This is a genomic window from Pusillimonas sp. ANT_WB101 (assembly GCF_008369125.1).
Lineage (GTDB): Bacteria > Pseudomonadota > Gammaproteobacteria > Burkholderiales > Burkholderiaceae_B > Allopusillimonas.
In genome coordinates this window covers 480654-502600 of sequence record NZ_VOAY01000002.1, presented here as the reverse complement: position 1 = coordinate 502600, position 21947 = coordinate 480654, and the positions used below count along the sequence as shown (strand labels likewise).

Below are 21947 nucleotides of genomic sequence, written 5' to 3'. Positions count from 1 at the left end.
ATTTTTCAGCGCAAGCTATCTTATTAAAGACTGATGAAAACACTCAAATCGCTTTTGCAGAACTCTTCTTGCCTACTGGTGCCAGGCGTTTACGATGCGTTCTCCGCACTTATTGCCGAGAAATCGGGTTTTCAAGCTGTCTATTTGTCGGGTGCATCAATTGCCTACACCAGGTTGGGCCGATCTGATGTGGGCCTGACAACTTATACCGAAGTTGAGCAGACCCTGTCGCGGATTGCTGATCGTGTTGACGTGCCCATTGTGGTTGATGGTGATACAGGCTTTGGCAATGCGCTGAATGTGATACGTACGGTAAGAGGGTTTGAAAAGGCCGGAGCATCCATGATCCAGCTCGAAGATCAGACATTTCCAAAGCGTTGTGGGCATTTGGCAGGCAAGTCTGTGATTCCGGTCACAGAGATGTGCAACAAACTCAAGGCGGCTCTGGACGCACGTCGCAGTGACGATACGCTGATTCTTGCTCGCACCGATGCGGCGGCTGTCGAAGGATTGGATGCGGCGCTCGAGCGTGCGCAGGCCTACATGGAGTGCGGGGTGGATGTTCTGTTTGTCGAAGCATTGCGAACAGAAGATGAGATGCTTCAGGCGTGTGACCGTTTCAGAGGCCGGCTGCCTTTGCTGGCAAATATGGTGGAAGGCGGTATGACGCCCATACATTCTGCTGATGAACTAGGCCAGCTCGGGTTCAGCATTGTTATTTTCCCAGGTGGTGCTGCGCGCGCCGTAGCCCATGCCCTTCAGAACTATTATGGCCAACTTCAGCAGAACGGTTCAACGGCGGGCTCGGCTGATGCCATGCTGAACTTTGAACAGCTCAATGAATTGATAGACACACCCTCGTTGCTGGAAGAGGCGGCGCGCTATCAGTGACGCAGGAGGTGAACGTAATTATTTATGGTCGTCGAGAATCCAGCCCTCTGTGCCTTTGCTGCGCTTGTTGGATAGCGCCATGCGGTATTCAAAGCACTCGGGGTTATAGACGGCAATCAAATACTCTACGGGTCGCCCCTTGGTATCGCGTGTCAGGCGTTTGATGCAAAGCAGAGGTGAAGAAATCTCCACGTTGAGTGCTTCGGCATGGTGCGCGTCGGCGGCGGTGGCTGTAAAGGACTGCTCGGCCGACCCCAGCCGGATCCCAAGGCCCTTTAGCAGCATCTGCAGCGGTGCGCGCGTCATGTCTTCTTCGGTGTAGCGACATCCGATATCCTCGGGCACGTAGGTGACAAGATAAGAGAATGGCGCATCTTTGTGGTAACGCACACGTGTAGCCTTCTGGACTTTGCTGTTGGCCGGAAGTTCAAGGTGGTGCCTGGCCGTGTCATTGGCCGTTTCATACTCAAAGCTAAGTAGACGGACGGTGGTACCGGTGCCCATCTTGTTCAGATGAGCAACCAGTTTGTTTATGTCTGCAGGCAGCGGGTGAGTCGCCACGTTTCGGGCAGTAGGAAACGTGCCCGAACCCTGGCGCCGTTCGATCAGGCCGTCGCGTTGCAACAACTCTAAAGAACGACGTATGGTCAAACGCGAGACCTGGTACTTTTCAGCCAGATGGTTTTCGCCCGGCATGGCCTCTTGTTGATCATAGTGGCCGTTTTCTATCGCCTGTTTGAGCAGGCGATAGATTTTATAGTAACGAGGCGTGGGGTTTTCAATCATAGTCTCAGTCAGTCAGCGGTAACTCCGGTGAATTTTACGACTTTGGCATACCGCTTGATGTCTTCCGATACGAACTGTGCAAATTGCTCAGGCGTATTGGTGACCACAGTGCCGCCTTCAGGCTCGATGAGCCTGACGAAGTCTGCGCGCTTTGCACCTTCGACAACTGCCTGGTTTAGTTGATCGACGCGTTCCTTGGACATACCTGCGGGCCCAAACATACCGAACCAAGCCTTGGATGAAAAACCATCAACAGTATCGCCGATGGGTGGCAATGATGGAAATTGCTTCATAGACTTAGGGCTGGTTACGCCCAGAAATTTAATACGGTCGCCGTCGTAAAAAGGCATTACGTTTACGGCACTGGCAAACATGAGATCAACCTGACCGCCGACAAGATCTTGCAAGGCGGGTGCGGTGCCTTTATAGGGCACGGTAAGCCCCTTGATGCCGGCGTCCATCTCAAAGCTGGCAGTTGCCATATGCAGAGAAGATCCAACTCCGCCAATCGCAAACGAGTATTTTCCTGGGTTTTGTTTGGCGAGTTCGATGAGACCACTTATGTTATCCGCCGGAAAGTCTTTGCGCGCGATGAGTACGCTGGGTACTTCTGCCAGCATGCTAATAGGCGTGAAGTCTTTCTCTGGATCAAAAGGCAGTTTTTTGTAGAGTGTGGCATTGACCGTGAAGCTGGTAAAGCTTACCAGCAGCGTGTTGCCATCTTTTGGAGCCTTCGCTACCGCGTCAGCGGCGATATTGCCACCGGCTCCCGGACGGTTCTCCACGATGACTGTTTGCTTGAGAATATCGGTCATCTCTTTGGCGATCCCACGGGCAACGCGGTCTGTTGTACCGCCAGGAGACGCACCGACCACAAGCTTGAGCGGTGGGGTGTCAGCTGATGCATAAGAAGGGAGCGCAGCATAGGCAGCCAGCACGCCAAGAAAGCTGACGCGTATAAAGAGTTTGTGCATGTGATGGTCTCCTCTGATACATGCATTTGAAGTATGCCAGTGATCATATACATGTACTGATAACAATACAACTAGGGAAAGCGAGGGAGCTGAAAAGAGTTGGCAAGATTCTGAAGATTGTTAGGCTCGGCCTTACTGCTCCATAGTCAGATGATCAACGAAAAGTCGCGCTGCGCTGGGCAATGATTCTTTAGAACGCATGCAAATGTCAATGTTGCGCTTGGCCCAGTTTTCATCAATGGGGATTAGCTTGATGTCGAATATGTTCGAATAAAGCTTTGCGATATTTACAGGCAGTACGCCGATGCCCAGGCCGGCATCAACCATAAAGCACAGCGTGTCAAAGCCGGTTACCTGAATTTTTATGTTCATGTTGCGCTGCATGTTATCGGCGGCGTGGGCGACAATATGGTTTATGTTGCTGCCCTGGTGCAGGCCGATAAAGTCGTAATCGAGCGCCTCTTCAAATTTGATTTTTTCTCTTTTTAATAGGGCATGGTCCGCAGGCACGATCAATGCCAAGCGATCTTTTTTGTATGGCAATACCTGTAAATTGTCACCAGAATAAGAATTAGAAAAGATGCCAACGTCGGCAGCGTTTTCCTGTACAGCCTTGATAATCAGTGTGCTCACTTTCTCTTCAAGCTGAATTTGGACATTCGGGTATTGGACGTGAAAACGTTTTATATCTTTAGGCAAAAACTGTGTAATGACCGAAATGTTTGCAACGACGCGAACAATGCCGCGCTCGCCGCTTGAATACTCGCTCATTTGAATGGAAATATCTTCAAGGCCGTGCAAGGCTCGTCGTGCAAGTGAAGACAAGGCCAGGCCCGCTGATGTGGGGGTAACCCCCTTATTGGTTCGGGTAAGCAGTGTTGTCTTCAAGGCTTCTTCCAGCTCACTGATGCGCTTGCTGACGGCTGCAGCGGCAATAAATTCACGCTCTGCCGTGCCGGCAATGGTTCCCTCTTCGAGTACGCTGAGAAACAGCCTGAGTGACGTAGGGTCCAGGTGCATGATGAGGGCTCACATAAATAAGACAGGGCTCAGGGGCTTGCTACAGGTACCGCCATCGCATTTTACGATGGCGGCGTCATGATTTGCCGCTTTTATTGCTCAGGTGAACTTGATAATCTTGGTTGTTACCTTAAGTACGCGACGGAACCGTTACAGACTATAGGCAGAAGCGTACATGGGCTTGATAAATAGCTTTCTCTTTCGGCAGCAGGCATATATTGTCGGAGGGAGGTCCGACGCGAACTCGAAAGGAAAAATTTACTGTCCGCAATCCTTTCAATGCGAGCATCATAGGCACTATTCCTAACTTAGGTACAGTGGAAACCGTACAGGCAATTAATGCTGCCGAGAAGGCATTGGCTGAGTGGAAAGCCAGAACAGGTAAAGGGCGTGGAGCTAATCTCGAAATGAAACACCTCCGTATGTCAGGAAACTTCACTCCGATGTCTTAGCCGGCATCGTGTTAACGAAATTTTGGATGTCTCCAGATGAGCACACAGCAGAAATTTGATTATGTCATTGTCGGCTCTGGCGCTGCAGGTGCAATAGTGGCCAATCGCTTGAGCGCTAGCGGCGCGACGGTCTGTGTGCTGGAGGCCGGGCCGCCCGATAATCATCCTTTTTTGCATGTTCCTGCAGGCTTTATTAAGGTAATTTTCAACCCAAAGTACGCCTGGCAGTTTGCGACGCAGCCCTCTCCGTTTACCAATAATCGTCAAATTCCTATACCTCAGGGTCGTACACTGGGTGGCTCTACTTCGATAAACGGTCTTGTTTACAACCGCGGCCAGGCCAGTGACTTCGACAGTTGGGCGCAGCTCGGCAATACAGGCTGGTCCTTTCAAGACGTCTTGCCTTATTTCAAGTCGATGGAGCGCCGAGTGGGGGGCGATGATGCCTACCGTGGCCGAACTGGCGAGCTACCAGTCAGTGATATAGACTGGATTCACCTCTTGTGTGAGGCATTTATTGAAGGTGCCACGCAAGAAGGGCTGCCGCGTACACGCGACTACAACGGCGAATCGCAAGATGGTGTGGGCTATTTTCAGCGCACCATCGACAAGGGTTGGCGTATGAGTACTGCCAAGACGTTTTTGCGGCCGATTCGAAACAGAAAGAATTTGCATATCGAGACATATGCGCAGGCAAAAAAGATTCTTTTTAAAGATAAACGTGCAATTGGCGTTCTGTATGGACACCCATCAGGACACGGGCCAACCAAAACCGTCTTAGCCCTGAAAGAAGTCATTGTGGCTTGCGGCACAATTAATACGCCCAAATTGCTGCAGTTGTCGGGGATCGGCCCGGCTGCTTTGTTGAAAGAAAAGGGCATCGCCGTGGTCCAAGATCTGCCTGGTGTGGGCGAAAACCTTAGCGATCATTTCTCTGTTCGAGTAGTTGCCAAGGTGCACAACGTGAAAACGCTTAATGAGTTGTCGACTGGCCCGGCATTGGGCGCACAGGTATGTCGCTGGTTGCTCAAGAGGCCAAGCATCATGGCGTTGAGCCCCTCTCTTGTACATTGGTTCTGGAAGTCGCAGCCTGATCTTACGCATGCCGATCTGCAGGGTGTCTTTACCCCGGCCAGCTACAAAGAAGGATACGTCGGTCGTCTGGATGGTTTTCCCGGCATGACGGCCGGGGTTTGGCAGCATAGGCCGAAAAGCAGGGGCCACGTCCGCATTGCCTCGTCTGACCCTTTCGAAGGCCCAATCGTACAGCCCAATTATCTTGAGCACCCAGATGACCAGAAAGTGCTAGTCAATGGGGTGAAGCTGGCACGCAGGTTGTTGAAGACGGCGGCGCTAAGCCAATACTTTGATAAAGAGACACTGCCTGGCGCTTTGTGTCAGTCAGACGACGAATTACTTGATTTTGCAAAGCGGTTTGGCGTCTCTTCTTATCACGTCAACGGCACTGCGCACATGGGCCCGCGCAGTGATCCGAATGCCGTCGTTGATCAAAATTTACGCGTATATGGGGTAGAGAACCTGCGCGTGGTGGATTCGTCAGTTATACCGACCATACCTTCTGCCAACGTATGCGCGACAACCATGATGATAGGAAATCGGGCAGGTGATTTGATTCTCGGCATCTGAGCTCAGATGCGGGGTGCCCCACATGTACTGGTAGGCAAGTTAAGAGGATATTAATGTTAAAGCCGTTAAGTGGTATTCGAATTTTGGAGATGGGACAGCTGATTGCTGGGCCGTTTGCCGCAAAAATGCTGGCAGAATTCGGAGCAGAGGTTATCAAAATAGAAGTGCCAGGAAAAGGCGACCCATTGCGCAAATGGCGGTTGCTCCATGAAGGTACATCAGTGTGGTGGCAGGTGCAGTCGCGCAACAAGAAGTCGGTAACGCTCGACCTTCGACAGCCAGAGGCCCAGGAAGTGGTGCGCACACTGGTCAAAGACATGGACGTGGTTATCGAAAACTTTAAACCCGGCGCGCTGGAGGAATGGGGCCTGGCGTGGGAAGACCTAAAAGCAATCAACCCCAAGTTGATCATGCTGCGGGTATCGGGCTATGGTCAGACAGGGCCTTATCGTAATCGACCGGGTTTCGGGGTTATTGGTGAGGCTATGGGCGGGTTACGCCACTTGTCGGGAGAACCCGGCCGGGCGCCTGTACGCGTGGGCGTGTCGATAGGCGACTCGTTATCCGCTCTCCACGGCGTTATCGGTATTTTGCTTGCGCTGCGGTCACGTGAGCAACACAGCGGCAAAGGGCAGATGATTGATGTGGCCTTGTACGAGTCAGTGTTCAATATGATGGAAAGTTTGCTGCCCGAATACTCTGTATTCAATGAGGTTCGCCAACCAGCAGGCAGTGAGCTTCCGGGCATTGCGCCAAGCAACGCTTATTTGTGCCAAGATGGTAAGTACGTTTTGATTGCCGGTAACGGCGACAGCATTTACAAGCGCTTAATGCACATTATTGGCCGTGTTGACTTGGCTGACGACCCTGCACTAGAAAACAATGCTGGCAGGGTGTTGCAAGCCAGCAAAATAGACGCCGCCATTACGCAGTGGACAAATCTACACCCGCAATCAGAAGTGATTGACGCACTTAATGCGAGCCAGATCCCCGTGGGCAGGGTTTACGATATTGCGGATATTGCAAAAGACCCACATTATACAGAGCGCGAAATGATTCTAGACTCGTTTCTACCGGATGGAACGCCGTTAAAGGTGCCTGGCATTGTTCCAAAGCTTAGCGAGACACCGGGTGAGATACGACACGAAGCGCCGCTTCTGGGTGAGCATACTGATGAGGTTTTAGCGTCTATCGGCATTACTAAAGCACAGCGCGACGCCATGCGTGAGCGCGGAATAATTTAAATGGAACCACTACACATGACAGAAGCGAAACGACGAGTATTCATTCAGGAAGTATCCCCACGGGATGGGTTTCAAAATGAATCGCAATTTATTGAGTCGTGGGACAAGATCGCCTTTATAGATAAACTGTCGGAAAGTGGTTTTGCCAAGATCGAAGCGACCTCGTTTACGTCACCCAAAGCTATTCCGGCCCTGCGGGACGCCGAAATGATTATGCATGAGATCAAGCGCAATCCTGATGTCGTCTATACCGTGCTGGTTCCTAACCTGCGCGGCGCCGAGCGCGCCATCGCGTGCAAAGTTGATGAAGTTAACCTTGTTATGTCGGTCAGTGAAACACATAACCAGATGAATCTTCGCATGAGTAGAGAACAGTCTGTTGCACAGCTCAGCGAAGTCATCACTGCGGTGCGCGGCACAGGTATTGCGGTAAATATTTCGTTGTCCACGGCTTTTGGGTGCCCCATGGAGGGTGATATCAACCCTGAAGAGGTCTACAGGCTGGCCGCACAATTCGCTGAGCTGGGCGTGCAAGGAATCACCCTTTGCGACACCACCGGCATGGCCTATCCAACCCAAGTCGAAGAAATCAGTCGTCGTGTCGTTGAAGCCTACCCGCTACTTGATACAACGCTGCATTTTCACAATACCCGCGGCATGGCTCTGGCAAACACAATGGCGGCTTTGGCCGCTGGTGTTGTCCGGTTTGATTCATCGCTGGGTGGCCTGGGTGGCTGCCCATATGCGCCGGGGGCTTCGGGCAATGTCTGTACCGAAGAACTCGTGCATATGCTCGAACTCATGGGTTACGACACTGGCGTCGATCTGGGGAAAATTGTAGGTGTGGCCGGGCAATTGCCGGAGCTTATCGGGCATGATGTACCCAGCCAGTTGGTAAAAGCGGGGTTACGCGGCCGCCGTTATCCTGCGCCGTCATGAATGCCGATACTTTATGGCATTAATAGCGGCTTAAACAACATAGTAAAAAATAAAATAAATCGAAGGGAGGAGACGCATAGCTCTAGCTATAACCATTAAAGGGGTGATTTCAGCACTCACTATTTAGCGCCGGGCTACGTGACGGCGCTTCAGGCTTGCTGATGCCAGGATGCAGTTAATAAAACACACATAATTCATCTTTGGAGTAGACATGAAAATAAAACACACTTTGGCAGCGGTCTGCATGGCTTGGGGGGTGGCTGCGGCACCTCAGGCAGGCGCAGTAGACATTGACGTGGCCAGCACCTTCCCCAAGGACATGCTGTTTCTGGGTGATGGTCTCAAACAATTTGCCAAGGCTCTGGAACAGACCAGTGGTGGCGACATCAAAGTCAAAATTCACGGAGCAGGCGATCTGGTCCCCGCTCTGGAGGTACTCAACGCGGTAAGTAGCGGTGCGGTGAGTGCCGGGTATGACTGGGTGGGATATTGGGGCGGGATCATGCCCGTGGCCAATCTGGTGGGCGCCTTGCCATTTGGACCAACTCCCGAAGTGCTGGCCGGCTGGATCTGGGAAGGCGGCGGTATGCAGATCATTCAAAAAGCCTATGACGCGCACAATGTAAAGTTTCTTCCGTGTGTGGTTGTTCCGGCGGAGCCTGCGGGTTGGTTCAACAAGGAGATCAATTCGGTTGATGACCTGAAAGGTCTGAAAATGCGCATTGGAGGCTTGGCCGGCCGTGCACTGACCAAACTTGATGTCAGCCCTCAGATGATTCCGGGTGGCGAAGTGTTTGTGGCACTCGAGCGCGGCCGCATTGATGCCGCCGAGTTTTCCTTGCCGGCCATCGATGAAAGCATTCAGCTTCAGAAGGCTGGCAAATACTATTACTTTCCAGGTTGGCATCAGCCTTCGAGCATCAACTCGATTCCTATCAACATGAAGGTATGGAAGAGCTTTAACGAGAAGCAGCAGGATCAGATCCTGACGGCTTGTAGGTCATCATTCCTCTGGACATTGACCAATGGCATTCCCAATCAACTTGAAGCGCTTGACCGCATGGAAAAGGGTGGCACCATTATTAAACGACTTCCCGAGCCAGTTTTAGCAGCGCTGCGTAAATCGACTGATGAAGTGGTCGCCGAAGAACGGAAGAAAGATCCTATTTTCGATGAGGCGTTTGAATCATTGAACTCATATATGTCGAGCGTGGATCGCTGGAACACGCTGCAAAACATGAAGTAGGGCTCATATGAACAGGCGCTTAAATGTGAGTGCCGTGACGAAAGTGGGGAACGCACTACTTAATGCCAGTGCGATCCCCGGTCGTTATGGATCAATTCTGATACTTATTTTGGTGTTCGTTGTGTTGATTTCGGTGGTAGGAAGTCAATTTGGTCTGGGCGAATTGTTTACCTGGGACACCAGCATTCCTTTATTCGGCACCAAGTTGAATATGACCTCCATTGGTGAGCTGCAATGGCATTTGTTTGCACTTCTGATCATGCTTTCAGGCGCGTATGCACTGAAAGAAGATCGGCATATCCGCGTAGATGTGATGTCCGATCGTTTCTCGATCCGTACTCGTCTATGGATAGATGTTCTGGGTGACCTCTTTTTTCTCCTCCCATTTTTCGCACTCCTTGCCTGGTATTCATTTTTGTTTACTCAGAATGCATACAACTTTGGAGAGCAATCTAATGCGGGTGGTTTGATTGATCGATATCTGGTTAAAGCAGTTTTGCCGATTGGAAGCGTATTAATGCTAATAGCTGGTGTGGGTCGCATACTGCGCAATCTGGGACTGCTGTTTGGCAGAAAAAATGAAGACGCAGCATCTAAGGAGTTAGGGCAATGACTTATCTTTTGCCGTCTTTGATGCTTCTTGCCCTCGTGGCAGGGATATTCTCTGGGTATCCGGTAGCGCTCAGCCTTGCCGGGCTTTCTGTTGTGTTCATGTTACTGGGGGATATCGCACTTCCTACGTTTTCGCTAATCACAAGTCGTGTTTTTGGTGCTGTTCTTGAAAATTGGGTGTTAGCAGCAATACCGTTGTTCATTTTCATGGGCATTATGCTTGAAAAATCCAAGGTCGCAGATAAGCTGTTACTTGAGTTGGAGGCTCTTTTTCATGGCAGACGCGGTGGTCTCGGTCTAGCGGTCGTGATCATTGGCATCATTATGGCGGCCAGCACCGGCATCATTGGTGCTTCGGTTGTGCTGATGGGCACCATGGCACTGCCGCTTATGCTAAAGCAGGGCTATAACAAGTCAGTGGCGATCGGCACGATTTTGGGCTCAGGCACCTTGGGCATTTTGATACCTCCCAGCATTATGTTGGTTGTTTTCGGCGACGTTATGCAGGTCCCCATTGGGGACCTTTTCGCAGGTGCGTTGTTACCCGGTTTGATGCTTGGCGGGTTTTATGCCCTGTATATTATCTACGTGGCTTTTACTGCACCACACAAGGTTCCCGCCGGTAAAGCGCTCAAATCGGCAAACATGGCAATGTTGTTCTTGCGTTTGCTAAAAAATCTGATCATTCCTGCACTACTCATTTCCAGTGTTTTGGTATCCATTGTTTTGGGTATTGCCACCCCGACCGAAGGCGCTGCCATTGGTGCGTTTGGCGCCATGGTGATGGCCTTGTTCAGCAGGCAGTTGTCGTGGCGCGTCATGGTCAACAGCTTAAAAGACACATGTCTTACCACGGGCATGATTCTTATATTGGCTGTTGGAGCCACCGCGTACAGTCTGGTATTTAAGCGCATCGGCGGGCAGAGCATGATTGAAGACGCGGTCGGGATCGTCGGTCACAGTCCGTACCTCGTCATACTTGTCATCATGCTCTTGATATTCGTTCTGGGCTTTTTTCTTGAATGGATTGAAATTTCGTTCCTGGTTTTGCCTCTGTTCGCCCCGATTGTGGCTGGTCTTGATTTCGGTGATGCCTTTGCCAATCAAGGCGAGGTCATGATCTGGTTTGCCATGCTGGTTGCCATCAATCTGCAAACTTCCTTCCTCACCCCACCCTTTGGTTATGCCCTGTTTTATCTGAAAGGTATCGCCATACCTGGCGTCACGACCATGGATATCTACAAAGGCGTCGTGCCTATTGTTCTGATGCAGTTGTTAGGTGTTCTGTTGGTGGCGCTTTTTCCCATAATTGTTTTGTGGCTGCCAGGGAAGGTGTAATGAATCAATGTATATGCGCTTTTTAATGGAAGTTGTCTATGACTAACAGCCTGTTCGACCTGAGCAACAAAGTTGTACTGATTACGGGTGCGGCCGGAGGAATTGGCTCGGCGCTTGCACATGCCTTTGTTGAATCGGGTGCGAAGCTGGTGCTGGCTGATCGCGGCTTGGTCGCAGTAGAAGGCTTGATTGAAACCATGCCTGAGCACCAGCAGGACGTGCTCGCTGTCGAAATTGAAGTGCAGTTTCCAGAGCAGTGTGCTGCAGCTGTCGAGCGCGCCGTACAGCGATTTGGCCGAGTAGATGTCTTGATCAATAGTGCGGGCGTCAATACACGCATGCGCCCTGAAAAATATAGCGAAGATGTCTGGGACGATATTATTGATATCAACCTGAAGGGTACTTTCAACATGTGCCAGGCAGTCTTTGAGGGTATGTCGGCACATGGTGGAAAAATCATCAATATTGGCTCCATACTGTCTTTGGTATCCAACGCCATGACAGCACCTTACTCTGCCAGCAAGGGTGGGGTGCTTCAGTTGACCAAATCGTTAGCGTGCGCCTGGGCAGAAAACAACATTGCGGTCAATGCAATACTGCCGGGGTGGATCGATACCAAATTATCACGACAAGCGCGCATTGACATACCTGGCCATGCCGAGCGAGTTGTTCAGACCACGCCGATGCAACGGTGGGGAACGCCCGAAGATCTCGTTGGCGCTGCGATATTCCTGTCATCTGCCGCCTCGAATTTTGTGACTGGAACCAGCATTTTGGTGGATGGTGGCGTGACCGCTCATGTATGAAGCAGCCAGTAATTTACGTTTCAGAGGAAACCTATGCGTTTGATCCCCGTTACTAATTCAACAAACATGCAACAGCTTGAGGTAGAGGAAGACGATTGGTCTTTGCTGACGCCAGCAGAAGCAAAGCGGTTGGTAACGCTGTTGCTCACTGCACGACACTTCGAAGAAAGTATTCTTCAACTCGATAAACTTAACCTGGTGCATGGCCCTGCGCACTCAAGTCTGGGGCAAGAGGGTGGCGCCGCGGGTTGCATTGCTGCATTGCCCACCACAACCTTGATCAACGGCACTCATCGTGCCCACCATCAATGTCTGGCCAAAGCTATTAATGCGCTCTATGACGCAGATTTCGACCCGGTAGAAACAGGAAGTTTGACCGAGGCCATGAAAACTGAGGTGCGTGGCATGATGCATGAAATCTTTGGGCTGAAAAATGGCTGGACAGGCGGACGAGGGGGCTCAATGCATTTGCGGCGCGCTGACCTTGGCATCATGGGTACTAACGCAATTGTCGCGGGTGGTCTGCCCATTGCCTGCGGTCACGCCTTTGCTGAAAAGGCAACCAAGGGCTCAGATGTTATGGTCAGTTTTTTTGGCGACGGTGCCATCCACCAGGGAGCCACTCACGAAGCCATGAACCTGGCCGCCCTGTATCGGTTGCCTTTGCTTTTTTTCGTGGAAAACAATCGATACGCCGTATCGATGAGTGTTGAACAGTCAACATTTCAGACACAACTCATGACGAGAGCCCAGGCGCACGGTATTACTGCCATCGCGGTTGACGGTATGAACCCGTTTGCCGTTTGGCTGGCTACGCGCTGGTGTCATGACTATATCAAGCAAGAAGACCGGCCTGCCTTTATACACGCAGATGTCTATCGCTATTACCATCAGAGTTCGTCCGTTCCCGGAAGCGCATTTGGATACCGAACGCGTGCCGAAGAGGATGAATGGCGTGAACGCGATCCGTGGCTTTTTCTCAAAAAGCAATTAACGGAGCGCGGCATTCTCACTGAAGAAAACCTGGAGCGTATTGATCAGGCAGCTCGGCACGCGGTCTCTGCAGCCTACGACAGCTGCATTGAGGGGAAAGGCTCTGCCAGCCGTATTCGCCCTGAACTCTGGCCTGAAGCTGCAACGGTTGATGACCATCTGACCAGCGACATGTCTGAGTTTGATGGGGTAACGTTTTCTGAAGTTGAAGATTTCGCACCCGAAGAAATGGAGAGCCTGACCTATATCGAGGCCATGTCGCGTGTCGTGCGTGCACGCATGGAAGAAGACGAGTCTATTTATGTATTTGGCGAAGATGTGGCCAATATGGGGGGCGGCACAGTAGGTGCCACACGCAGTTTATTGCCTGAGTTTGCTGACCGTATCATTAACACGCCCATTACAGAAAATGGTTTTTGCGGTTTGGCTACGGGCGCGGCATTGTCTGGGTTGCGACCAATTGTAGAGTTGATGTACAGCGACTTTTTTCTGGTAGCGGGCGATCAATTGCTGAATCAGGCCGGAAAGATACGGCATCTTTTTAATGGTACTGCAACCGTGCCTCTGGTATTGCGCACACGAATTCCCGGGCATGAGGGGTATGGTTCTCAGCACTCAATGGACCCTGCTGCTGTGTTTGCGATGTTTCCTGGTTGGCACATCGTGGCGCCGTCCAACGCCTTCGACTATGTGGGTTTGATGAATTCGGCTTTACGGTGCACAGATCCGGTATTGGTAATCGAGCCGCAGGAACTACACCGCAAAAAAACGCTGGTGCCTGCCGGATGTAACTACTACATCCCTCTGGATAAAGCGCGTCGCGTTCTTGAAGGAACTGACATCACCTTATTGGCGACTTCAACTATGGTCGACATTTGTGTCGAGGTGGTAACACGCCTTGGTGTGAGTGCCGACGTTATTGACTTGAGGACACTCGCCCAGCGCGACATCGATTATGAAACGATTGGAGAGTCTGTTCGTAAGACTGAGCGAATCGCTGTTGTAGAGCAGACCTCAAGGGGGGCGACTATTGGGGTGTTTATTGCCGATGAGCTGCAGCGGCGTTTTTTTGATTATCTTGATCAGCCCATCATGCGTATTACCGGAAAATGGGCGCCACCCGTAGTGTCCAAGGCCCTTGAAAAGGCGGCACTGGCGGGTGCGGCAGAAGTGGAGGCCGGCATACGACAAATGATGGCAAATAGCGGGCTGACTATGCCCCGCCCTGGGGAGCAATCATGATGCCGTTCTCGCTGGCAGGCAAGACAGTTCTTATTACCGGCGCTAGCGGTGGGATTGGCTCGGAGACCGCACGGGTATGCGCGCAACTCGGTGCAAGCCTGGTGCTTGTTGATTTAAGCGAGCCTGTGCAAATTGCTCAAGAGTTGCAGGCTAAAGGCGCCAACGTACAGATCGCGGGCTTTGATGTGCGTGATCGACGCGCGACGGAAGACTTGGTCGCACAAATTCCTCAATTGGACGCAATCGTGGCAAACGCAGGGTGTTGCCCGTGGGACGACTGGAACGACCCAGATTGGGATGATGCGTTTCATAAAACAATCGATGTAAATGCGCTGGGCGTTATTAATTTGCTTCGGCCCGGTCTTGACCGGTTGATTCGCCAGGGGCATGGCCGAATCGTGTTGGTGTCGTCAGTGGCTGGACGTATGGGCGGATTGAAAGCGAGCCCGCATTACGTGATCGCTAAGGGGGGCATCAATGCGCTGGTCAAGTGGTTGGCACGCAAGGGTGCTCCGCACAACGTTACGGTAAACGCGGTTGCGCCTGGAGCCACAGCAACAGGTATGGTGGCCGATCAGACTTTTGATGAAACCGCCATTCCACTTCGGCGCCTCGCCACACCGCAAGAAATTGCGCAACCTATTGCCTTCCTTTGTACAGACGCTGCCAGCTATATATGCGGCACAACGCTAGATGTGAACGGCGGCGTGTTCATGAATTAGCAGCCAAAGATGGACGTACCTTGTGCGTGTTGCAAGACTAATACAAAAGGTAGTACAGATGACAATTGAAATTTTAATGCCCGCTATTGGTTCAGGCACGACGCAGGGAAAGATTGTCCAGTGGGTGAAGAAAGAGGGCGACCGGGTTTCAGTCGGCGATATATTGGCAGAAATCGAGACGGACAAAGCAGTCATTGATCTCGAAGCGTTTGATGACGGCGTGCTGGAGACAATTCTGGTTAATGCGGGAGATGCCGATGTTGCAGTCGGAACCGCGATTGCTCTGCTATCTGTAGAGTCCGCATCGGGAGATGCTGTTGCGTCGCTTGTTGAGCAACCGGCCCTAGACGCGACACACAAAAAGGAGCCCACCCGGAATGCAGTGGTCACTGAGGAAGCCCATTCCGCTAAACATCGGCGTTACGTAGCCAGCCCTTCGGCTCGACGACTCGCTCGTGAGTTGGATGTTGATATTGCATCCCTCGAGGGCACTGGCTTTGGTGGACGCATAGTCCGAATAGATATTGAAAGGGCGGCGGTCGGCGTTGAACAGCACGTTGATGTGCTCAAGCAGAGTGATGAAACGACTTCAATCAAATCGATACCTCATACCACTATGCGCAAAACCATTGCACGTAGACTGCAAGAAGCCAAACAACAGATACCGCATTTTTATCTGAGTATCGACTGCAGCATGGATTCCATTATGGCGATGCGTGGTCAACTTAACGCCGAGGTTGATGCTTCAAAAGACACGGCAAAGATCTCGGTCACTGACATTCTGGTTTTTGCCGTCGCACGTGCAGTCAAACGTGTGCCTGAAATCAACGTTCGCTGGACTGATGAAGTCGTTATTCAAAACGCCGCCGTTGATGTCAGCGTGGCTGTGTCCACAGAAAAAGGGTTGTTGACCCCCGTGATTAAAAACGCAAATCAAAAAGCGCTTGGCGAGATTGCGCAGTCGCTGAAAGGTTTGGCAGAAAAAGCGCGGGCTGGACGGCTCAAGCCAGAAGAATACGAGGGCGGATCGATTACGATTTCCAATCTTGGAATGTATGGCATAAAGCAGTTCAGTGCAATTATCAATCCACCGCAAGCAGCCATTTTGGCCGTGGGGGCAGTGGTGAAGCAGGCTGTTGTAAAGGAAAACGTGCTTGGCATTGGTCACGTCATGAACATGACTCTGTCTGCCGACCATCGTGCCATTGATGGGGCGGTGGCGGCGCACTTTCTAGCTGAATTAAAAGGACTGCTTGAGTCTCCCTATAAGTTGTTGATGTAAATCGTATCGAGCACACGCTTTTATCTTCAAAGCACCCCCTGCATATCCCGCGCAGCCTTGTTCAGATAAGGCAACATCTCAATGGCTTTGTCCAGCGACATGCGAGCGGTGGGCGCATGCAGGGCGACTGCTGCGGCGACGTCTCCGCGGCTGTCGCGCACTGGCACGGCAACCGCAACCATGCCGGCAATGAATTCTTCGCGGTCTGTTGAGTAGCCCTTTTCACGGATATCCTTGCACTCGCGCTCCAGATCCATCAGGCAGGTAATACTGCTTGGGGTGAGTGCATCCATGCGCAGATAGGGCAAGATGCGGCTGGACTCATCGGCCCGCATGTGGGCTAACAGTAACTTTCCGCTGGCGGTGCAGTGCAGCGGCACGCGCGACCCAACATCAAAAATAAGCCGTAGTGGCCATTGGCCTTCGACGCGATCAAGGTACACCACCTGAGTGCCGTCCAGGGCGTTGAAGTTGCAGGTTTCACCTACCTGTTTGACCAGTTCCGTCAGAATGTCATGGCGCAGGCTTTGCACCGAACGATGCTTCAGTGTATTGAGTGCCATGCGCCGCATGGCCTTCCCCACGGCATAACTACGATCATCCACATCGCGCGCCAGATAGCCCATGGATACCAGCAGGCTGCAAAGCCTATGTACTGTGCCCTTGGGCAAAGACAGCGTGCCAGTGATTTCGGCTAGCGTCATGGCCCTGCCATGAGCGGAAACCAGTTCGAGAATGCGAAGGGCGCGACCGGGTGCACCCCCACTGATTTCAATATTCGTATCTTCGGCGTCGAAATTTGGAACAGAATTCACGGGAAAGTCCTAGTAAGAACCAGCGGTTTATGGCTTGTTACTCTGTTCCCTGATCTATACCATATCAGAACGAATTGTTCCATTTTTATGCGATTCTTTTTACGCCGGAGAAACGATCGTATGGCCCAACGTTTTGATTACATCGTGGTTGGTGCTGGCTCGGCGGGGTGCGTACTGGCTTCCCGGTTAAGTGAAGATCCCTCGGTTCAGGTGCTGCTGCTGGAAGCAGGGCCGCCCGACAGGTCGATATGGATTCATTTGCCTATCGGCTACGGTAAAACCATGTGGAGCAAGCGGTACAACTGGTGTCTGCACACAGACCCTGACCCCAATATGAACGGCCGTCGCATCTACTGGCCACGTGGCAAAACGCTAGGTGGTTCCAGCGCAATCAATGGTCTTATCTACATACGTGGGCAGCGCCAAGACTATGACCATTGGGCTGAGTTGGGCAATAGCGGATGGAGCTATGAAGACGTATTGCCGTATTTCATCAAGTCTGAATCCAACGAACGCGGTGCTTCGCGGTTTCATGGGGGGAGTGGACCACTGAAGGTCTCTGACATCCCTCACAAAGATGAACTTATTGAAGCCTTTCTGGATGGCGCACAAGAGATCGGTGTGCCGCGCACTGCCGATTTCAATGGCCAGGAGCAAGAGGGCGCGGGTTACTACCAGCTCACAACCTTCAAAGGCTTGCGCTGTAGTACTGCAACGGCGTATTTGCGCCCCGCACGCAAGCGTGCCAACCTTACCGTACACACCAATGCGCAGGCAACAGGTGTTATTTTGGACGGAAACCGGGCCGTGGGCGTGAACTATCTGCGCAATGGCCAGGCGAACCGCGCCGAGCTTAATGCTAATGGCGAGGTGCTGCTGTCTGCTGGCGCCATTTATTCGCCTCAGTTACTGCAATTGTCGGGTATAGGGTCGGCGGAGTTATTGCAGAGATTAGGCGTGCCTGTGGTGGTGGATCTGCCCGGTGTTGGTGAAAACCTGCAGGATCATCTTCAGATCCGTCTGGGTTTTGAGTGCACCAAGCCCATTACCACCAATGATGCGCTCAACACGCTGTGGGGAAAGATGCGCATGGGCATGCAATGGCTTATGCTGCGACAGGGGCCGCTCGCCGTAGGCATCAACCAGGGAGGCTGTTTCATGCGGGCATTGCCTGGCGAGGCCGCTACTCCTGATATCCAGTTTCATGTGGCGACGCTTTCCGCAGACATGGCGGGGGGCAAAGTACACCCATACTCAGGGTTTACTTTCTCAGTGTGCCAGTTGCGGCCTGAATCGCGTGGCTACGTGCGTATCAAGTCTGCCGACCCATTGGTCACGCCCGAAATCCAGCCTAATTATCTGGATACAGATCTTGATCGCAGAACCACGATCGCGGCGGTGAAGGCGGCCAGGCAGATCGCCCAGTCCAGTGCCATGCGGCCTTACGTCAAAAGAGAGGTTAAGCCTGGGCCAGATGCAGAAACAGATGAAGACTTGCTGGCGTTTTCACGAGATACAGGCGCCACGATTTTTCATCCTAGTGGAACATGCCGCATGGGGCCAGAAGGAGACCCCATGGCAGTACTCGATGCTCATATGCGGGTACGCGGCGTGCAAGGTCTTCGTGTTATTGATGCTTCGTCCATGCCCACGCTGGTCTCGGGCAACACCAACGGGCCCATCGTCATGATGGCCGAAAAGGTGGTGGATCTGATTCGCGAAGAAAGACAAGGGTAGTTCATATAGGCTGAACACAGCCAATAACGGAGACATAACATGACAACGAAAACACCTTTGGATCGTCGGGGCTTTATGCGTGTGGCGGGCCGTTATGGCCTGAGTTCCACCATGCTGGGCGCACTGGGCTTATTTGGTCCCTTAACACTTGAAGGCGTAGGCGTCGCCGCAGCACAGACGGCGAAGGACCGCGGCGGTAAAGCCAAGTACAACTTCAAAATGGGGGCGGCTGGGTTTAACGAAGAAAACCTCAAGATTCAGGAGTCAGGCCAGCTATGGTTTGCGCGCGAACTTGAAAAACGCAGCGATGGCGCAATTCGCGTTGACTTTATTGGCAGCAATCAGATTTGCAACCAGCTCGATTGCGTGAAGAAAACCCAGCAGGGTATTGTCGACATGTTTACCGCCAGTACGCAGAACTCGGCAGGCGCGGCACCCTACTACAACGTGCTCGATTTTGCCTACATGTTCCCCAGCCGCGCTTCGCAGCATTATTTTTTCTATCACCCCAAGAGCGAAGTTCTGTTGCGCGAACCGTTGCGTCGCCTGCATAACATTCAGTTTCTGTTCACGCATTGTGAGCTGCGCGGTCTGATGATGGGCTCCAAGTTTGCCGACAAGCCTACAGTTACCACGATATCTGAGCTTGCGGGCACCAAAAATCGCGTTACGGGCACGCAGTTGGGCCGCATTGCCATGGAGCTCATGGATCTGGGTCCCGTCCCGCTGGCATGGGAAGAAACTGTCGACGGATTGAAGTCTGGTCTGATTGATGGCGCAGAAACCTGGATGGGTGCGGCTGGATACGGCGGGCTTTCGCCGGTTTTGTCCCAGGCTGTGGACCTGCGCTTCTTCTGCGGCACGGAGCATACGGCGATGAACAACAAAACGTTCGAGAAGCTGCCGCCTGATCTGCAAGACGTCATCATGGAAACCGCATACTCGGCACAGCAGTACACGCAACGTGAGAACGAGCGCGCCTTGGTCGAGGTCGTTGGCGCCGTGCCGAATCCTGGTCCTGACACGCTTTTTGGCAAAAACAAGGTACGGGTTGCCGAGCTGTCTTCCGAGGAAATCAAAAAGGCCGAGCAGATGTGCTCGCCCAAGTCCAATGCCAAACCTTGGGAACAATGGCGTGAACGCTTGAACAAGATGCAGGGTGGTGCGGATACCTATGAAGAAATTTATGCGATTGCGCGTGAGATTCCTGAGGATGCCACTGTCGAAAGCGTGAAGCCGCGCAAGTGGTGGAAGTCTGCCTGAATCCGCGCAGGCCGGGCGCGGGTAAGTTCCCGCGCCTGATGGTGTCACCGGCGGGCCAGTACGGGCTGCTGCATGCATATGTACAAGCACAAGGATTGAGTGATGACGCCTTTACTTTCCATACTGCGATGGCTGGACCGCAATGTAGAGCGGGCATTCATCCTGGTGGCCTACGCTTCTATGGCCGGCATTATTATTTTTGCTGTGGCACAGCGATATTTGTTCAGCACGCAGATTCCATGGAGCGGCTCGATTCCCATTTACCTGTTCCTTTGGGTCACGTGGATTGGTTGCTCGTACAACGTGCGACGGCGTTCGCACCTGTGTTTTAACGAATTTCGCGTGAGAATGTCCTATCAGGGGCAGTTCGCCTGCATGTGGCTGGACGCCTTCTTGTGGGTCACATTCGGTGTGCTTGTCGTCTACTACACGCTGGAGCAAACCGTGCTCGCCTATAACAATTTTTCTATCGTTCAGGGCACGGACAACCTCATGCAATGGTGGTTTTATTGCGCAACCCCCACGGCTTGGATACTGCTGATGTTTCGCGCTTTGCAGAATCTTGCTGCCGATATTGGGCGTTATCGCAGGCGAGAGCCATTTATTGTCGACATTCAAAGTGTCGGCTCGGAAACTGTTTAAGGGCGCAATATGGACACCAGTCTCTTAATTACTCTGATCACCCTGGGTGTGTTTGTATTGTTTTTGCTCGGCGTGCCGATTTTTCTGGTTTTGGGCTTTTGGGTCGTGGGTGCATCGCTGGCGATAGATTTTACGCTGGCCAATGTGGGTGTCACCTTGTTCGAAGGCCTGAACTTTTTCGGTTTGCTGGCATTGCCGCTGTTTATTCTTACCGGAGACCTCATCGCGGCGGCCGGTATTGCGCGACGCCTAGCCGATTTTGCTCATGCTTGCCTGAGCTGGATGCATGGCGGTCTGGGCCTGGCGACTTTAGGCTCCTGCGGATTATTTGCCGCGATATCCGGTTCAAACGCGGCCACGACGGCCACCATAGGCGGCATCATGCACCCGCTGCTGGTCAAGGATGGATATCAGTCTAACTTCGCGGCGGCTACCGCAGCAGCCGGCGGCACGGTTGGCATTATTATTCCGCCCTCCATTATTTTTATTGTTTATGGCTTCATCATGAACTTGTCGATTTCCGACCTGTTCATCGCGGGCATACTGCCAGGGCTGCTTATGGTGGTGGCGATGATGACGGTTTGCTGGTGGCGTTGCCGACGTGATGGCATGGGGCAAAGAACGCCACTGGATATGCGCAAGGTTGTGCGTACTGCAAGACGGGCATATCTGGGCTTTTTTGCTGTGTTCATCGTGATCTATGGCATTTACTCAGGTATTTTTTCACCCACCGAGGCTGCCGCGATCACGGTGGGGTTCTGCCTGCTCGCTGGCCTGTTTGTAACGCGTGAAATCAGCTGGCGTGCGCTGCCTGACATTTTGCTTAGGTCGGGGCAGCTTACCGGTATGCTTGCGCCCATGATTGCCGTCTCGATTGTGATGCAGCAGGTGTTCGGCCTGTTGGGTGTTAAGGATTCTGTGGCGGGCTTCATTGGTACATTTGGCCACAGCCCAACCATTGTTTTGCTTATCTGCATGACGATTGTTCTGGCTGCTGGGTGCATTCTCGAAAGCCTTCCGGTTACCGTCATTTTTGCACCTATTCTTGCGCCCATTGCCGTGTCGATGGGCGTCGATCCGGTTCATTTTTCGGTGATCTTTCTGGTTGGTGCAGCCATCGGGTTTATCTCTCCACCTTTTGGATTAAACCTTTTTGTGGCCAGCGGAATTACGGGCATTCCCTATATGCGTATTGTTCCTTCGGCAATGCTGTATCTGGGCGGACTGCTGATTGCCTGGATGCTTATCGCCTTTGTGCCGTGGCTGTCTCTCGGCCTCATCCCTGTGCGATAGCGG

20 protein-coding genes are annotated in these 21947 nt (G+C 52.3%); 16 read left to right on the top strand and 4 right to left on the bottom strand.

Going from position 1 to position 21947, the window contains the following annotated elements; genetic code table 11:
* Positions 1-33: 33 nt before the first annotated feature.
* Entirely contained in the window at positions 34-891 is an 858-nt protein-coding gene (locus FQ179_RS11270; protein WP_149397385.1) for an oxaloacetate decarboxylase, read from the top strand.
* Positions 892-909: 18 nt separating this feature from the next.
* Here the strand turns inward: FQ179_RS11270 and FQ179_RS11265 are convergent, their stop codons facing one another.
* The 3 genes from FQ179_RS11265 to FQ179_RS11255 all read right to left on the bottom strand — a co-directional run bounded on the left by FQ179_RS11265 (position 910) and on the right by FQ179_RS11255 (position 3671).
* Positions 910-1677, bottom strand: coding sequence for a GntR family transcriptional regulator (locus FQ179_RS11265; protein WP_149397384.1), 768 nt, complete (start codon positions 1675-1677; stop codon positions 910-912).
* An 8-nt stretch (positions 1678-1685) separates the two neighbouring features.
* Positions 1686-2651: a tripartite tricarboxylate transporter substrate binding protein gene (locus tag FQ179_RS11260; RefSeq protein ID WP_149397383.1), complete on the bottom strand. Its 966-nt coding sequence runs from the start codon at positions 2649-2651 to the stop codon at positions 1686-1688.
* A 132-nt stretch (positions 2652-2783) separates the two neighbouring features.
* Entirely contained in the window at positions 2784-3671 is an 888-nt protein-coding gene (locus tag FQ179_RS11255; protein WP_149397382.1) for a LysR family transcriptional regulator, read from the bottom strand.
* 218 nt (positions 3672-3889) lie between these two features.
* Between FQ179_RS11255 and FQ179_RS11250 the strand changes: the two genes are divergently transcribed.
* The 11 genes from FQ179_RS11250 to FQ179_RS11200 all read left to right on the top strand — a co-directional run bounded on the left by FQ179_RS11250 (position 3890) and on the right by FQ179_RS11200 (position 16194).
* Positions 3890-4123, top strand: coding sequence for an aldehyde dehydrogenase family protein (locus FQ179_RS11250; RefSeq protein ID WP_255474953.1), 234 nt, complete (start codon positions 3890-3892; stop codon positions 4121-4123).
* A 36-nt stretch (positions 4124-4159) separates the two neighbouring features.
* Positions 4160-5770, top strand: coding sequence for a GMC family oxidoreductase (locus FQ179_RS11245; RefSeq protein WP_149397381.1), 1611 nt, complete (start codon positions 4160-4162; stop codon positions 5768-5770).
* A gap of 53 nt (positions 5771-5823) precedes the next feature.
* Positions 5824-7014: a CaiB/BaiF CoA-transferase family protein gene (locus FQ179_RS11240; protein WP_149397380.1), complete on the top strand. Its 1191-nt coding sequence runs from the start codon at positions 5824-5826 to the stop codon at positions 7012-7014.
* A gap of 15 nt (positions 7015-7029) precedes the next feature.
* Positions 7030-7953, top strand: a complete 924-nt coding sequence (locus FQ179_RS11235) for a hydroxymethylglutaryl-CoA lyase (protein ID WP_149397379.1) — start codon at positions 7030-7032, stop codon at positions 7951-7953.
* Positions 7954-8164: 211 nt separating this feature from the next.
* On the top strand, positions 8165-9199 hold the full coding sequence (locus FQ179_RS11230) for a TRAP transporter substrate-binding protein (RefSeq protein WP_149397378.1): 1035 nt from the start codon (positions 8165-8167) through the stop codon (positions 9197-9199).
* Between the two features lie 7 nt (positions 9200-9206).
* Positions 9207-9812, top strand: coding sequence for a TRAP transporter small permease subunit (locus FQ179_RS11225; protein WP_149397377.1), 606 nt, complete (start codon positions 9207-9209; stop codon positions 9810-9812).
* The gene (locus FQ179_RS11220) at positions 9809-11149 is read left to right on the top strand and encodes a TRAP transporter large permease subunit (protein ID WP_149397376.1); all 1341 of its coding nucleotides are present in this window, start codon (positions 9809-9811) and stop codon (positions 11147-11149) included. Before FQ179_RS11225 ends, FQ179_RS11220 begins: the two co-directional genes overlap by 4 nt.
* Positions 11150-11187: 38 nt before the next feature.
* Entirely contained in the window at positions 11188-11955 is a 768-nt protein-coding gene (locus FQ179_RS11215) for an SDR family NAD(P)-dependent oxidoreductase (protein WP_149397375.1), read from the top strand.
* A gap of 33 nt (positions 11956-11988) precedes the next feature.
* A complete protein-coding gene (locus tag FQ179_RS11210; protein ID WP_149397374.1) occupies positions 11989-14190 on the top strand; it encodes a thiamine pyrophosphate-dependent enzyme in 2202 nt (733 codons plus the stop codon).
* Positions 14187-14912 (top strand): SDR family NAD(P)-dependent oxidoreductase, encoded by a 726-nt coding sequence (locus FQ179_RS11205; RefSeq protein WP_255474952.1) that lies wholly within the window; start codon positions 14187-14189, stop codon positions 14910-14912. Before FQ179_RS11210 ends, FQ179_RS11205 begins: the two co-directional genes overlap by 4 nt.
* A gap of 58 nt (positions 14913-14970) precedes the next feature.
* A complete protein-coding gene (locus FQ179_RS11200; RefSeq protein ID WP_149397373.1) occupies positions 14971-16194 on the top strand; it encodes a dihydrolipoamide acetyltransferase family protein in 1224 nt (407 codons plus the stop codon).
* A 26-nt stretch (positions 16195-16220) separates the two neighbouring features.
* On the opposite strand, the gene FQ179_RS11195 is transcribed toward FQ179_RS11200, so the two are convergent.
* Positions 16221-17009, bottom strand: a complete 789-nt coding sequence (locus FQ179_RS11195) for an IclR family transcriptional regulator (protein WP_149397372.1) — start codon at positions 17007-17009, stop codon at positions 16221-16223.
* A gap of 120 nt (positions 17010-17129) precedes the next feature.
* On the opposite strand from FQ179_RS11195, the gene FQ179_RS11190 reads away from it, so the two are divergent.
* The 4 genes from FQ179_RS11190 (at position 17130) to FQ179_RS11175 (ending at position 21944) form a co-directional block, all read left to right on the top strand.
* On the top strand, positions 17130-18746 hold the full coding sequence (locus FQ179_RS11190; protein ID WP_149397371.1) for a GMC family oxidoreductase: 1617 nt from the start codon (positions 17130-17132) through the stop codon (positions 18744-18746).
* Positions 18747-18785: 39 nt separating this feature from the next.
* Positions 18786-20009, top strand: coding sequence for a TRAP transporter substrate-binding protein (locus FQ179_RS11185; RefSeq protein WP_149397370.1), 1224 nt, complete (start codon positions 18786-18788; stop codon positions 20007-20009).
* A 102-nt stretch (positions 20010-20111) separates the two neighbouring features.
* Positions 20112-20651: a TRAP transporter small permease gene (locus FQ179_RS11180; protein WP_149397369.1), complete on the top strand. Its 540-nt coding sequence runs from the start codon at positions 20112-20114 to the stop codon at positions 20649-20651.
* Positions 20652-20660: 9 nt separating this feature from the next.
* Positions 20661-21944 (top strand): TRAP transporter large permease, encoded by a 1284-nt coding sequence (locus FQ179_RS11175; protein ID WP_149397368.1) that lies wholly within the window; start codon positions 20661-20663, stop codon positions 21942-21944.
* Positions 21945-21947 lie beyond the last annotated feature (3 nt).